Genomic DNA, 11,500 nt, shown 5'->3' on the forward strand with positions numbered 1-11,500 from the left:
TTTCATCCGGGCGCCCGCCAGTTTAGTCGGGACACGTTAGGATTGATTCCTTCGCGTCAGCGGAAAAGCCGAAGGGGGAGGCGAATCCGGCACCGCGGCCGGACGCACGTGTAACGCGACGCGGCGTTTCGCACTTTCATGAACAGCATCGACGATGTGCCGAGGTCGGCACTCAAGACATTTCGCTTTTCAGACGTCGACGAATTTCGATACGCCATCCGCGGGCTGAACTTCGAATTCACCCCCTTCGTGCGGAAGATTTCGGCTGAACAGACGGTCCTGGCCTTACCCGGCTGCGACGTGAACTTGACGCGCGCGTTTCCGCGGGTGGTCGACGCACAACTCGTGGAGAATTGCACGGCGATCGGCTTCATGATGGACGATCTCAACGTGCCCATTCGCTTCAACGGCTCGGAGCGGGCGCGACCCGCCGTGGTCATTGGCAACGGCGGGGCGGCCTACACCACCATCGAGGAGGTGCAGCGGCAAATCGCCTCGGTGGTCTTCCGGCCGGAGGTGAGGGATCGTGGCTGGCCGCCCACGCTCTCGAGCTTCAAGATCTTCGAGATCTCCGCGGCCGGCTTGCAGCGGTTGCGCGGCGTGGTTCGCGAGGTGCTGGCCGAGGCGTCCGGCCCGGTCGAGGCACCGGAGCTCTTGTTGAAGGGCGCGGCGATGAAGGAGTCCCTGCTCGGAGCCGTCGACGAGGCCTTTGCAACGATCGTTTCGGCCCGCTGGACTCTCGGACCCAATGACGGACGGAATTTCAGGATATTCCAGGACATCCGCGCGCTGCTCTCTGACGATCTCGCGGAGCCGATCTATAGCGATGAGATCGCGCGCAAGCTCGGGCTGTCCGTTCGCACCATGCACGACGTCGTCCGCCGCTATCGCGGCATGAGCCTGCACCGCTATTTGCGTCTGCACCGGCTGTGGCTGGTGCGCCGGCGCCTGCTTGCCGGGGCCGACAGCGTCAAGGCGGTCGCGCTGGCATATGGCTTCTGGCATCTCAGCGATTTCTCCAGAAGCTACCGCGATCAGTTCGGCGAGACGCCGTCGCAAACGCTGGACCGTGGTCGCGGACGGTAGTGCGACAAACCGTGTAGGGCCCGGCGCCGGTTTCGTGCTACCGTCCGGCCATGAGCAATCGCATTCTCGTTCTCTACGGTTCCTACCGTTCCGACCGCATGGGCATCCGCCTTGCGAATTTCGTCATCAACCGGCTGCGCGGCCGCGGCGAGGACGTCGAGTTCATCGACGCCAAGGCGATCGGCCTGCCGATGCTGGACCGCATGTACAAGGAATATCCCAAGGGCTCGGCGCCGGAGGCGCTGGAGAAGCTGGCCGGGCAGATCCGCGATGCCGACGGATTCGTCTTCGTCACCGGCGAGTACAATTGGGGCATCCAGCCCGGCTTGAAGAACCTCACCGACCATTTCCTGGAGGAATGGTTCTGGCGCCCGGCCGCGATCGTGAGCTATTCGGCCGGCCGGCTGTCCGGCGCGCGCGCGGCGACCGCCTGGCACGGCACGCTCTCGGAGATGGGCATGGTGGTGGTGTCGAGCACCATCGGCGTCGGCCCGATCGCGCAGACGCTGTCGGACGCCGGCGAGCCGATCGGCGACGGCGGCAAGGCCCTGGAGCGCTCGTTCCCGCGCTTCGCCGACGATCTGACCTGGTGGATCGAAGCGGCGAAAGCACAACGGGCCCGCAAGGCACCGCCGTATTGAGGTCGCGGCTTACGCCGCCCGGACCTCGCCGAGGAAGCGCTCGAACTGGCCGGCGAGATCGCGCGACTGGGTCGAGAGCTGCTCGGCCGCGCCCAGCACCTCTCTGGCCGCGGTGCCGGTGTCGTCGGCGGCGCGCTGTACGCCGGAGATGTTGCTGTTGACCTCCTGGGTGCCCCGGGCAGCCTCCTGAACGCTGCGGGCGATCTCCTTGGTCGCCGAGCCCTGTTCTTCGATCGCCGCCGCGATCGCGGTGCCGATCTGGTCGATCTCGGCGATGACGTCGGCGACGTTGCGGATCGCCGCCACCGTCTCGTCGCTCGCGGTCTGGATCGCGGTGATCTGCTCGGAGATCTCCGTCGTGGCCTTGGCGGTCTGACCGGCCAGCGACTTTACTTCTGAGGCGACCACGGCAAAGCCGCGGCCGGCCTCGCCGGCACGGGCGGCCTCGATGGTCGCGTTCAGCGCGAGCAGGTTGGTCTGCTCGGCGATGCTCTGGATCAGCGTCACGACGTCGCCGATCTTCTGGGCGCCCTCGGCGAGCGTGCGCGCCGTATCGCCGGTGCGGCGGGCGTTGTCGACGGCGCGGGCGGCGATCTCGGTGCTTTGGGCGACCTGACGCCCGATCTCCGCGATCGAGGAGGTCAGCTCTTCGGTGGCGCTCGCGACCGTCTGCACGTTGGTCGAGGTCTGCTCGGAGGCCGCGGCGACCACCGCGGCCTGGCTGTTGGTCTGCGCCGCCGTCGAGGTCATCGACTGCGCGGTGCTCTCCATCGCCGCAGAGGCCCGCGACAGGCCGCCGACCAGCTCGGTGACCTTGGCCTCGAAGGCGCGGGTGAGATCGTCGAGCGCCTGGGCGCGGCGCATCTTGCCGTCGTTCTCGGCCTGCTTCTCGGCCGCGAGCCGGTCGGCCCGGATCATGTTGTCCTTGAAGACCTGAACGGCCGCCGCCATCGCGCCGATCTCGTCGGAACGCTCGGCGCCGGGAATGCTTTCCGCAACCTCGCCGTCGGCGAGCCGCGACATCCGCGTCGTCAGGCCGACGATCGGCGCGCAGACGCGGCGGCGAACCGTCACGATGAGGCCGGCGCTCGCGATCAGCACGGCGACAAGGCCGGCGAGCGCGATCGTGAAGCTGGTGCGCGCAGCGGAGGAGGCTCCGGCGAGGATATGCTCGGCATTGTCGTAGAAGGCGTCGCGGACCTCGATGATGGTGCCGAGGCCGCGCTGCGTGGCGGCGTAATAGGTGTCCATGTCGTGCTCGTACTTGCCGGTGACGGCGCCGTCCTTCACCAGCTTGAGCTCGCGGCCGAACTCCTCGACATAGACCGAATTGAACTTTTCCAGCGCCGCGGCGACGTTGGCCGGCGTCGCCGGATTGCCGCGCAATTCCAGCAGCGCCATCACGAGCTGGTCGTTGCGGCCCTGCGAGCGGCCGATGTCGGCCTTCTCGGCGTCGGTCGCCGGCTTCTTTCCTCCGACGAGATTCTTGTGCAGGCTGGAGTTGAAGCCGCCGACGTCGCGCAGCGTCATCGCGACATTGGCGTAGCTGGCCTGCCGGTAAGCATCACCGTTCAGGATCGCCATGCGGCGAACCTGCTCGTTGAGCAGCGCGGTCACCCCGCCGTTGAGCACGGCATTGTCGGCGACGATCTTCCTGGCGGCGTCCTTGCGCGCATCGGCAGGACCTGCCAGCGCCTTGTCGATGGCCTCGCGCAGCGACGTGAACTTCGCGTTGATGCCGTCGATGTTGCTGCCGATCACGGTGCCGTCGTCGAACGGGCCGGGCAGCTCCTTGCGCAGCGCGTTCATCTTGTCGCGAGCGCCGTCGGTCTGCTTGCGCAGCTTGTCCTGCTCGGCCAGCAGCGCAGGGTCGATGGAAGCAGGCCCGTAGAGGATGTTGGTGGAAAAGCCGCGCTCCGGATTGAGATAGCGCGGGATGTCGCTGACCGCGCGGACGATCGCAAGCCGCCCCTGCGCTTCGGTGATCCGCTCCATCGTCTGGTACTTCGTCGCGGCGACGTAGACGGCGAGGCCGCCCCCGACGGTCGAGAGCGAGACGATGGCGCTGGTCAGGAGCGTACCGATTTTCATGATCTGTCCGGCAAATAGCGGAGAATTATTTTGCCCGGACGATAGGGCGGCCGCGTTAATCTGCGGTTTACGCTACTTGGCCGGCTCAGCTGGAAGTCCGCTCGAGCCCGTCGAGGATCTCCAGTGTGGCGCCGTCAGGCTCGCCCGCGAAATATCGGGCGAGCGCCTGATCGAAGACGGGCTCGTCCGACACCGCGCCGAACAGCGTCATCGACGAGCGGAATTTGGCGTCGTCGGGCGCGCCGAGGATCGCGTTGATGGTCCGGCCCTCGACCGCGAGCACCAGCCTGGTGCATTCGATCAGCCGCCCGCCCAGGATGGGGTGGGCGAGATAGGCCTCGGCTTCGGCGCGGGAGCCGATGGCGTAGCGCTGCGACATGGCGCTGACGCCGAGACCTGCGATCTGGGGAAAAATGAACCACATCCAGTGGGTCTGCTTCCGGCCCCTGGCCAACTCGCCCTGGACGTCGCGGTAGACCGGGTCCTGGGCCCGGACAAAGCGATTGAGATCGAAGGGATCGGTCATTGGATACCTTACGGGGCATTCACGGCCCCGATTATGCCTAACTTTTGGCTCCCAATGTGGTAGCTGGTATAGAGTCTCCGGGTGGGGGTGGGTAAGCCCCCGGGGGTCGATTTGGGGATCTGATGGTTTCCGACGCAGCACACGCCGAGAGGCTGTTGTCGCGCCGCCGTGTCGGGCGGGCCGAGACGATTCTGCTGTCTGTGGCAGCGATCGCGCTGGCGCTTGGCGCCGCCGCGTGGGTCGCTGACACCAGCGATTCGACCCCGCTGGTCTCCGCCGCGCTGCCGCCTTCCAATGCCCCCTCATTCGAGGACCGCTTCGCCTCGGCCTCCGCCAGCCCGTCTCCGCGCGAGCTCGGCCTGCGGGTGCTGGAGCGCTCGGCGGTGAATGCGGTTCAGCTCAAGCTGCGGGACGCCAAGGCGATGCTGGCCCAGAAGCTCCAGGGCGACGACTGGCGCTCGATCCTGACCGAGGACGACCGGTACATGACCGAGGAGGCGAGGCGCTCGCAGCGCGCCGACGCCATCCCCATGCCGCGCGCGCGTCCGGTCCAGGCGGACCTCTCCGCTCAGATCGCCTCCAGCCAGGCCTATGCGGACACCAATCTCAGGGTCGACAACCGCAATTTCTTCGAAAGATTCACCGACAAGATCAGGCTGGCCTCGCTGACGCCCGGCGACGGCCTGCTCGGCAGGGCGCCGGACCTCGCCGCGCTCGGCTATGATTCGCGCACTGCGGTCTACGACATCTCGGCCAAGGCGGTTTACCTGCCGAGCGGCGTGGCGCTGGAAGCCCATTCCGGCCTGGGCGCGCTGATGGACGACCCGGAACATGTCGACCGGCGGATGGTCGGCGCGACGCCGCCGGCGACCTACGATCTGAAGCCGCGCGAAAAGCCGTTCCACGGCGTCCGTGCGCTGCGCATGACCCCGGTCGAAGGCACCAGCGCGCTCGGCCGCGTCGGCCTGCTCACGCACAACTACCTGCTCGGGCCGCGCGGCGATTCCAACGGTTGCGTCTCGATCAAGGACTATGATCGCTTCCTCAAGGCCTATGACAATGGCGAGTTCAACCGCCTGGTCGTGGTGCCGAGCCTGCGCGGAGCGGCGACCGCCTCGCAGCGCGCCAGCACCGATTCCTGATATTCACCTGCCGCGGCGGGGCTGCCGTTTTCCCTTCGTTAAGTCGTCCTCGTCCAGAAGCAGCCCATGAGTGATCCATCCAGCTCCGAGACCCCGCTGCGCACGACGTTCAAGATCAAGCTGAACGGAGACACGCTGGCGATCGCGACCGTCGGCCAGGCCTATCAATTCCTGACCAACTTCAAGTCGGTCGAGTGGATGGAATTTCGCTCGCTGCACGAGGACGCCGTCGCGGCCCTGGAAGGCGCCGCCGGTAACGCCATGCTGGCGGTGCAGGCAACCAACGCCGTGCGCGCGCTGTTCGTCAGTGCCAAGCTGCTGTGAAGCGGCCACAGGCCGTTCTGTCGTATCTTGAACTCCGCTGTGGGAACGGGCAAACGGTCCGCGAAGACCGTCGCCGCACGGCCGCATGTTTGAAACATACTTCAAGGGAGAGTCGTCATCATGAAACGCCGTACATTCCTCAAGGGCGGCGCGGTTGCCGGCGCAACGACGCTGGTTGCTGCACCTGCGATTGCGCAGAGCGCGCCCGAGATCAAATGGCGCCTGACATCGAGCTTCCCGAAGTCGCTCGACACCATCTACGGCACGGCGCAGACCTTTGCGAAATATGTCGCCGAGGCCACCGACAACAAATTCCAGATCCAGACTTTTGCCGCCGGCGAGATCGTTCCCGGTCTTCAGGCGCTGGATGCGGTCAGCACCGCATCGGTGGAGATGGCGCAGACGCCGCTCTATTTCTACATCGGCAAGGAGCCGGCGCTGGCCTATGCCACCGGCGCGCCGTTCGGCATGAACCATCGCCACCAGGAATCGTGGTGGCATTTCGGCGGCGGCGCCGACCTCACCAACGAGGCGCTCAAGCCGTTCAAGACGCACGCCATCCTCTGCGGCAATTCCGGCACCCAGATGGGCGGCTGGTTCCGCAAGGAGATCAAGACCGTCGACGACCTCAAGGGTCTCAAATTCCGTATCGCAGGTATGGGCGGCCATGTGCTGGCAAGGCTCGGTGTCGTGCCGCAGCAGATCGCCGGCGGCGATATCTATCCGGCGCTGGAGAAGGGCACGATCGACGCGGTCGAGTTCGTCGGTCCCTATGACGACGAGAAGCTCGGCTTCTACAAGGTCGCCAAATATTACTACTTCCCCGGCTGGTGGGAAGGCGGCGCCATGCTGCACATGATCGTCAATGACGAGAAGTGGAATTCGCTGCCCAAGCAATATCAGGCGATCGTCAATCAGGCGGGCGCGGCGGCCGGTGCCTGGATGCTCGAGAAATACGACAGCGTGAACCCGGCCGCGCTGAAGCGGTTGATCGCGAGCGGTACGGAGCTGAAAGCGTTCCCGCAGCCGGTGCTGGAGGCCTGCTACAACGCGACCCAGGACCATCTGAACGAGCTCGCCGCCAAGAGCGATCTGTTCAAGCGGACCAAGGACAGCCACGACGCGTATATGAAGGAGCTGTTGTTCTACACGCAGATCGCGGAGAATTTTTACGACAATTATCTGCTGAGCAAGATGCGCAAGGGCTGAGCGAAGTCTTGCTCGATCGTGCCCCGGACGCAGCGCAACGTCTCCCCGGCGATGCGAAGCATCGTCCGGAGACGGTGCGCTGCTGAGCCGGGGTCCACCTATGGCGCCGTACCGGGTCCCCCTGGGTCCCGGCGCAGCAACGCTTATGCGTTGCTGCTTCCGGGACACGCTGGGGCGGGGAGCCCATCTCACGTAACGCCACGGAGAAATTAACCGGCCATTAACCATATCCGCCGCATCGTTAACCATTCAATAACAGGGAACGAGTCGGCCGCCATGGAGGCTGCAGCAAAGGTCCAACGTCAGATGGTGCGCCTGCGCGGGCGCTCCTATGTGGCTTTCGTGTTCACGCCGACGGTTCCGGTCCAGGACTGGCTGCACGAGATCGACGCCACGATTGCGCGCTCGCCGGGCTTCTTCGCCGGCCGGCCCGTGGTGATCGACCTCTCCTCGGTCGATCTCAGCCAGGCCGGCATCGGCCAGCTGCTCACCAGCCTGCAGGACCGCAACATCCGCGTGCTTGGCATCGAGGGTGTGGAGGAGGGCCGGCTGACGCCCATGATGCCGCCGTTGCTGTCGGGCGGCCGCAGCTGCGTGGTCGAGCCGAGCGCGCCGAAGAAAGCCGAGGCGAAGTCCGAGGCCAAGCCGACGTCGCTGCTGCTCGAAAACCCCGTGCGTTCGGGCCAGACCGTGATCTTCCCGGAAGGCGACGTCACCATTCTCGGCTCGGTCGGTTCCGGCGCCGAGGTGGTCGCCGGCGGCTCCATCCACGTCTACGGCGCGCTGCGCGGCCGCGCCATGGCGGGCGTGAACGGGCACACCAGCGCGCGCATCTATTGTCAGAAGATCGAAGCCGAACTGCTTGCAATCGACGGATTTTATCAGACCGCCGAGGACATCGACGACGCTTTGCGCGGCCGGCCGGCCCAGGCCTTCCTGCAAGGCAACACCATGCGAATTACAGCGCTGAACTGACCAGAAGGAGACAATCGAGATGGCCAAAGTACTGGTCGTGACGTCAGGCAAGGGCGGGGTCGGCAAGACCACGACCACCGCGGCGCTGGGAGCGGCGCTCGCGCAGCGCGGCGACAAGGTCGTCGTCGTCGATTTCGATGTCGGGTTGCGCAACCTCGACCTCGTGATGGGCGCCGAGCGGCGCGTCGTATTCGACCTCATCAACGTGGTGCAGGGCGTTGCCAAACTTCCGCAGGCGCTGATCAAGGACAAGCGGCTGGAGAATTTGTGGCTGCTGCCGGCGTCCCAGACTCGCGACAAGGACGCGCTGACGGAGGAGGGCGTCGGCAAGGTCATCGCCGAGTTGCGCAGCCGGTTCGACTGGGTGATCTGCGACAGCCCGGCCGGCATCGAGCGCGGCGCCTCCATGGCGATGCGCTTTGCCGACGAGGCCGTGATCGTCACCAATCCGGAAGTCTCCTCGGTGCGCGATTCCGACCGCATCATCGGCATGCTCGATTCCAAGACGGTGCGGGCCGAGAAGGGCGAGCGCGTCGAGAAGCATATTCTCATCACCCGTTACGATCCCTCCCGCGCCGCGCGCGGCGAGATGCTGACGATCGACGACATTCTGGAAATACTGGCAACGCCGTTGCTCGGCATCATCCCCGAGAGCCAGGACGTGTTGAAGGCCTCAAACGTCGGCACGCCGGTGACTCTGTCGAATGCCGATGGAGCGCCCGCACGAGCCTATATGGACGCCGCCAAGCGCCTCTGCGGCGAGAGCGTGACGATGCACGTTCCTGCCGAGCGCAGAGGATTTATGGACCGCCTGTTGCGACGGAGGGCTGCATGAGCATGGGTCTGCTTCGACTTCTCCGCGGCAAGAAGGCCTCGGCACCCGTCGCTCGCGAAAGGCTGCAGATACTGCTTGCCCATGAACGTGGAATGCGCGGCCAGCCCGATCTGCTCGGAGTGCTGCGTGAGGAAATTCTCGCGGTCGTGTCCAGGCATGTGACGCTGGACCCGACCAAGGTCATCGTCCGGCTCGAACGCGGCGACGAGGTCTCGACCCTCGAGGTCGATATCGAGGTGCCCAACGATTTCGAGCGCAAGAAGGTGGCGGTCGCGTAGGCGACGCCGCCGCAGACTCCCGTTTTGGGGTGGGTGAGAAGGCGGTCCGCCGGGCATGGCAGACCGCCTTTTTCGTGCGATTCACATCGATTGGGCGGAACGCGCCCCACGCCTCGATCGTTGTGAGCGACCCCGGCGGCGTCGCGCCGCCTCTGGTCACACGGGAGAGTGCCCATGATGTCCGAGGTCCAGGTCCATACACTTGCCCGGCAGATGCTCGAACAGCACGGCTTTGCTGCGATCGCGAAGGCCGCGGAGCAGGCCCAGGCCTGCGAGGGCCGCGGCGAGGCCGATGAGGCGAGGGAATGGCGTCACATCGTGGACGCCATGAAGATCATGCGCGGCCCGCATCAAGGCTGACTCCGAAGGCGCGAGCCTGCTCAACGCTCGCCGCGATCGGCGCCTTGCGACGAATTGCGGTTCTGTGTCTGCGGCTGCGCGCGCTCGCCCGATTCCTTGCAGGGCAGCGGTTCCCACGAGCCGTCCGGCGCCTGTTGATAGGCACTGCAGGACGGCGAGGTGGACTTTTCCCCGCCCTTCTGGGCGTCGGAATTTCTCGCCAGTGCGGGCGCAGTCAGCACCGCGGCGGCTGCAATCGCGCCGGCGAAAACGAAATGGATACTCCGCATGAGGACCTCCTGTTCGAATTCGGAAACAGGCCGCATGCTTTCGAGGAATGTGACGATTTTGGGCCGCGGCAGAAGTTCCGTCGCGGCGTGCTTAACGGGGCCGCGCTAGCCGCCTTTGCTGCGGATCAGGCCGGCAAGATTGGTCTTCTGGGCTTCGCACCAGCCGGACATGCCAAGGCGGCGCTGGTCCAGGTCGGTGGCCTGGGTCGCGACGGCGACCTCCGCCATCAGGTCATCGTCCTGCTTCTCGCCCATCTTGCCGCCGGTGTGCATCCAGGCGATCGCCTTGCGGACCTTCTCGGTGGTGCCGTCGGGCAGGTGCATCTGCTGCGCCCTCTGCACGAGGTCCTGATAGACGAGATCGGTGTTGGGGCACTCGACCTTGGCGGCGAAGGCCTGCAGGACCATCGTCACATAGGTCGACCGCGGCGGCGCGTCGCCCGCGAGGGCCGGCGCGGCCAACAGCAACAGGCCCGTCATCAGAAAACCGGTGCGCATCCCCGTGACCTCCTCCATTTTTTCGAGAGGCTAGCGTCCGGCGCGCCGCTCGGCAATGGGACCGGGACACAATTGTCGCCGCTCGGTCCGGTGGGGTAACCTGCGCTCCCAGCATCGGAGCGCGACATGAGCCTGTTCAGCACGCCGTTCGACCCCACACGCGACACCGCGCTCGTCACCGGCGCGGGTAACGGCATCGGCCGCGCGATTGCGCTGGGCCTCGTCGGCGAGGGCGTCCGCACAATGTTCGCGGATGTGAGCGCGGAGCGGGTGCGCGCCGCGATCGGCGCGAGCGAGAGGCCAGATCTTGCCCTGCCCTGGGTCGGCGATCTCGCCAGCCTCGAGGCCTGCGATGAGCTGCTGACATCAGCTCATTCTGCGCTGGGCGAGGTCACGCATTTCGTCCACAGCGCCTCGCCGCCGCGCCGCGAGGCCGATCACGCGCTCGCGGTCGATCACAAGACCTGGCAGGACATGCATGCCGTCAATCTCGATGCCGGCTTTCACCTGGCGCGCGAGCTGGCCAAGCGGTTGATCGCGGCGAAGCGGCCGGGCTCATTCCTGTTCTTGACATCGCTGCATGCGGGCACGCCTCGCAACCTGGTGCATTATTCGACGGCAAAGGCCGCCATGGCGATGCTGGTGAAGGAGCTGGCCAAGACGCTCGGACGTTACGACATCCGCGTCAACGCTCTGGTGCCCGGCGCGATCGCGGCCGGCGGGTTCGTCGCCGATCCCGCGCTGGCGCGGCATATTCCGCTCGGGCGTCTCGGCGAGGCCAGGGACCTCGCACCCATGGCACTCACGGTGCTGTCGAACAAGCTGTCCGCTTATGTCACCGGCGCAGCCTTCGTCGTCGACGGCGGATTGTCGCTGACGAACTGGTTCGAGGCACCGGTGCTGGATTAGCGCTGCCAGGCCGGCACGGGATCGAGCGGCGTGCGATAGAGCTCGTTGTGATCGCGATCGGTGACGCGCACCGCGCAACCCTTCTGCTGCAGCTCCGGCTTCACCTGCGACAGCTCGCAAGCCAGTTGATCTGCGCGATCGGAGGCAACCTCGATGTCTTCGAGGATGATTCCACCCTGGTTCTTGAACTCTTCACCAACCACGAGATCGAAATAGTAGTAGGGCATCCGACTTCCCCGGTGTGACGATCTGAGCTTCAGTGCAAGTCTCAACGCATGTCGGATGGTACCACTGAGTCGATCTTTATCGAATGAACAGAGCGCGCAATCTCTGGGCTTATGGCGCAGAAATGATGTG

Annotated in this window: 15 protein-coding genes; 10 read left to right on the top strand and 5 right to left on the bottom strand. The window is 65.7% G+C overall.

What is annotated here, in order from left to right:
• The first annotated feature begins 138 nt into the window (after positions 1 to 138).
• Together BDOA9_RS21045 and BDOA9_RS21050 are read left to right on the top strand one after the other, a co-directional pair.
• Positions 139 to 1,086, top strand: a complete 948-nt coding sequence (locus BDOA9_RS21045) for an AraC family transcriptional regulator (protein ID WP_025035947.1) — start codon at positions 139 to 141, stop codon at positions 1,084 to 1,086.
• A gap of 50 nt (positions 1,087 to 1,136) precedes the next feature.
• Positions 1,137 to 1,727: an NADPH-dependent FMN reductase gene (locus BDOA9_RS21050; RefSeq protein WP_025035948.1), complete on the top strand. Its 591-nt coding sequence runs from the start codon at positions 1,137 to 1,139 to the stop codon at positions 1,725 to 1,727.
• Positions 1,728 to 1,736: 9 nt separating this feature from the next.
• On the opposite strand, the gene BDOA9_RS21055 is transcribed toward BDOA9_RS21050, so the two are convergent.
• Entirely contained in the window at positions 1,737 to 3,818 is a 2,082-nt protein-coding gene (locus tag BDOA9_RS21055) for a methyl-accepting chemotaxis protein (RefSeq protein ID WP_025035949.1), read from the bottom strand.
• An 85-nt stretch (positions 3,819 to 3,903) separates the two neighbouring features.
• The gene (locus BDOA9_RS21060) at positions 3,904 to 4,344 is read right to left on the bottom strand and encodes a DUF1810 domain-containing protein (RefSeq protein WP_025035950.1); all 441 of its coding nucleotides are present in this window, start codon (positions 4,342 to 4,344) and stop codon (positions 3,904 to 3,906) included.
• A gap of 191 nt (positions 4,345 to 4,535) precedes the next feature.
• Here BDOA9_RS21060 and BDOA9_RS21065 point away from each other — a divergent pair, with 191 nt between their 5' ends.
• The 7 genes from BDOA9_RS21065 to BDOA9_RS21095 all read left to right on the top strand — a co-directional run bounded on the left by BDOA9_RS21065 (position 4,536) and on the right by BDOA9_RS21095 (position 9,467).
• Positions 4,536 to 5,486 (top strand): DUF2778 domain-containing protein, encoded by a 951-nt coding sequence (locus BDOA9_RS21065; RefSeq protein ID WP_042336623.1) that lies wholly within the window; start codon positions 4,536 to 4,538, stop codon positions 5,484 to 5,486.
• A 66-nt stretch (positions 5,487 to 5,552) separates the two neighbouring features.
• Complete coding sequence (locus BDOA9_RS21070) at positions 5,553 to 5,810, top strand: hypothetical protein (protein WP_024338019.1); 258 nt, start codon at positions 5,553 to 5,555, stop codon at positions 5,808 to 5,810.
• A gap of 120 nt (positions 5,811 to 5,930) precedes the next feature.
• Positions 5,931 to 7,019, top strand: coding sequence for a TRAP transporter substrate-binding protein (locus BDOA9_RS21075; protein ID WP_025035952.1), 1,089 nt, complete (start codon positions 5,931 to 5,933; stop codon positions 7,017 to 7,019).
• Between the two features lie 276 nt (positions 7,020 to 7,295).
• The gene (gene minC, locus BDOA9_RS21080; protein ID WP_025035953.1) at positions 7,296 to 7,994 is read left to right on the top strand and encodes a septum site-determining protein MinC; all 699 of its coding nucleotides are present in this window, start codon (positions 7,296 to 7,298) and stop codon (positions 7,992 to 7,994) included.
• A 19-nt stretch (positions 7,995 to 8,013) separates the two neighbouring features.
• Positions 8,014 to 8,829: a septum site-determining protein MinD gene (gene minD / locus BDOA9_RS21085; protein WP_025035954.1), complete on the top strand. Its 816-nt coding sequence runs from the start codon at positions 8,014 to 8,016 to the stop codon at positions 8,827 to 8,829.
• A complete protein-coding gene (minE, locus tag BDOA9_RS21090; RefSeq protein WP_025035955.1) occupies positions 8,826 to 9,107 on the top strand; it encodes a cell division topological specificity factor MinE in 282 nt (93 codons plus the stop codon). Before minD ends, minE begins: the two co-directional genes overlap by 4 nt.
• A 174-nt stretch (positions 9,108 to 9,281) precedes the next feature.
• The gene (locus BDOA9_RS21095) at positions 9,282 to 9,467 is read left to right on the top strand and encodes a hypothetical protein (RefSeq protein WP_025035956.1); all 186 of its coding nucleotides are present in this window, start codon (positions 9,282 to 9,284) and stop codon (positions 9,465 to 9,467) included.
• A gap of 20 nt (positions 9,468 to 9,487) precedes the next feature.
• Here BDOA9_RS21095 and BDOA9_RS21100 read toward each other — a convergent pair whose 3' ends face one another.
• Positions 9,488 to 9,736 carry a hypothetical protein gene (locus BDOA9_RS21100; RefSeq protein WP_025035957.1) on the bottom strand — a complete coding sequence of 83 codons (249 nt, stop codon included), beginning with the start codon at positions 9,734 to 9,736 and terminating at the stop codon, positions 9,488 to 9,490.
• A 105-nt stretch (positions 9,737 to 9,841) separates the two neighbouring features.
• Positions 9,842 to 10,234, bottom strand: a complete 393-nt coding sequence (locus tag BDOA9_RS21105) for a hypothetical protein (RefSeq protein ID WP_025035958.1) — start codon at positions 10,232 to 10,234, stop codon at positions 9,842 to 9,844.
• 126 nt (positions 10,235 to 10,360) lie between these two features.
• On the opposite strand from BDOA9_RS21105, the gene BDOA9_RS21110 reads away from it, so the two are divergent.
• Positions 10,361 to 11,143, top strand: coding sequence for an SDR family NAD(P)-dependent oxidoreductase (locus BDOA9_RS21110; RefSeq protein WP_025035959.1), 783 nt, complete (start codon positions 10,361 to 10,363; stop codon positions 11,141 to 11,143).
• Here the strand turns inward: BDOA9_RS21110 and BDOA9_RS21115 are convergent.
• On the bottom strand, positions 11,140 to 11,370 hold the full coding sequence (locus BDOA9_RS21115; protein ID WP_025035960.1) for a DUF6894 family protein: 231 nt from the start codon (positions 11,368 to 11,370) through the stop codon (positions 11,140 to 11,142). The two genes, BDOA9_RS21110 and BDOA9_RS21115, sit on opposite strands and share 4 nt — an antisense overlap.
• Positions 11,371 to 11,500: the final 130 nt, after the last annotated feature.

Source organism: Bradyrhizobium sp. DOA9 (genome assembly GCF_000617845.2).
Taxonomy (GTDB): domain Bacteria; phylum Pseudomonadota; class Alphaproteobacteria; order Rhizobiales; family Xanthobacteraceae; genus Bradyrhizobium.

What these genes read in the sequence shown, in the direction of transcription:
- BDOA9_RS21045 (WP_025035947.1), top strand. Translation starts at nt 139, where the DNA reads ATGAACAGCATCGACGATGTGCCGAGGTCGGCACTCAAGACATTTCGC.
- BDOA9_RS21050 (WP_025035948.1), top strand. Translation starts at nt 1,137, where the DNA reads ATGAGCAATCGCATTCTCGTTCTCTACGGTTCCTACCGTTCCGACCGC.
- BDOA9_RS21055 (WP_025035949.1), bottom strand. Translation starts at nt 3,818, where the DNA reads ATGAAAATCGGTACGCTCCTGACCAGCGCCATCGTCTCGCTCTCGACC.
- BDOA9_RS21060 (WP_025035950.1), bottom strand. Translation starts at nt 4,344, where the DNA reads ATGACCGATCCCTTCGATCTCAATCGCTTTGTCCGGGCCCAGGACCCG.
- BDOA9_RS21070 (WP_024338019.1), top strand. Translation starts at nt 5,553, where the DNA reads ATGAGTGATCCATCCAGCTCCGAGACCCCGCTGCGCACGACGTTCAAG.
- BDOA9_RS21075 (WP_025035952.1), top strand. Translation starts at nt 5,931, where the DNA reads ATGAAACGCCGTACATTCCTCAAGGGCGGCGCGGTTGCCGGCGCAACG.
- minC (WP_025035953.1), top strand. Translation starts at nt 7,296, where the DNA reads ATGGAGGCTGCAGCAAAGGTCCAACGTCAGATGGTGCGCCTGCGCGGG.
- minD (WP_025035954.1), top strand. Translation starts at nt 8,014, where the DNA reads ATGGCCAAAGTACTGGTCGTGACGTCAGGCAAGGGCGGGGTCGGCAAG.
- minE (WP_025035955.1), top strand. Translation starts at nt 8,826, where the DNA reads ATGAGCATGGGTCTGCTTCGACTTCTCCGCGGCAAGAAGGCCTCGGCA.
- BDOA9_RS21095 (WP_025035956.1), top strand. Translation starts at nt 9,282, where the DNA reads ATGATGTCCGAGGTCCAGGTCCATACACTTGCCCGGCAGATGCTCGAA.
- BDOA9_RS21100 (WP_025035957.1), bottom strand. Translation starts at nt 9,736, where the DNA reads ATGCGGAGTATCCATTTCGTTTTCGCCGGCGCGATTGCAGCCGCCGCG.
- BDOA9_RS21105 (WP_025035958.1), bottom strand. Translation starts at nt 10,234, where the DNA reads ATGCGCACCGGTTTTCTGATGACGGGCCTGTTGCTGTTGGCCGCGCCG.
- BDOA9_RS21110 (WP_025035959.1), top strand. Translation starts at nt 10,361, where the DNA reads ATGAGCCTGTTCAGCACGCCGTTCGACCCCACACGCGACACCGCGCTC.
- BDOA9_RS21115 (WP_025035960.1), bottom strand. Translation starts at nt 11,370, where the DNA reads ATGCCCTACTACTATTTCGATCTCGTGGTTGGTGAAGAGTTCAAGAAC.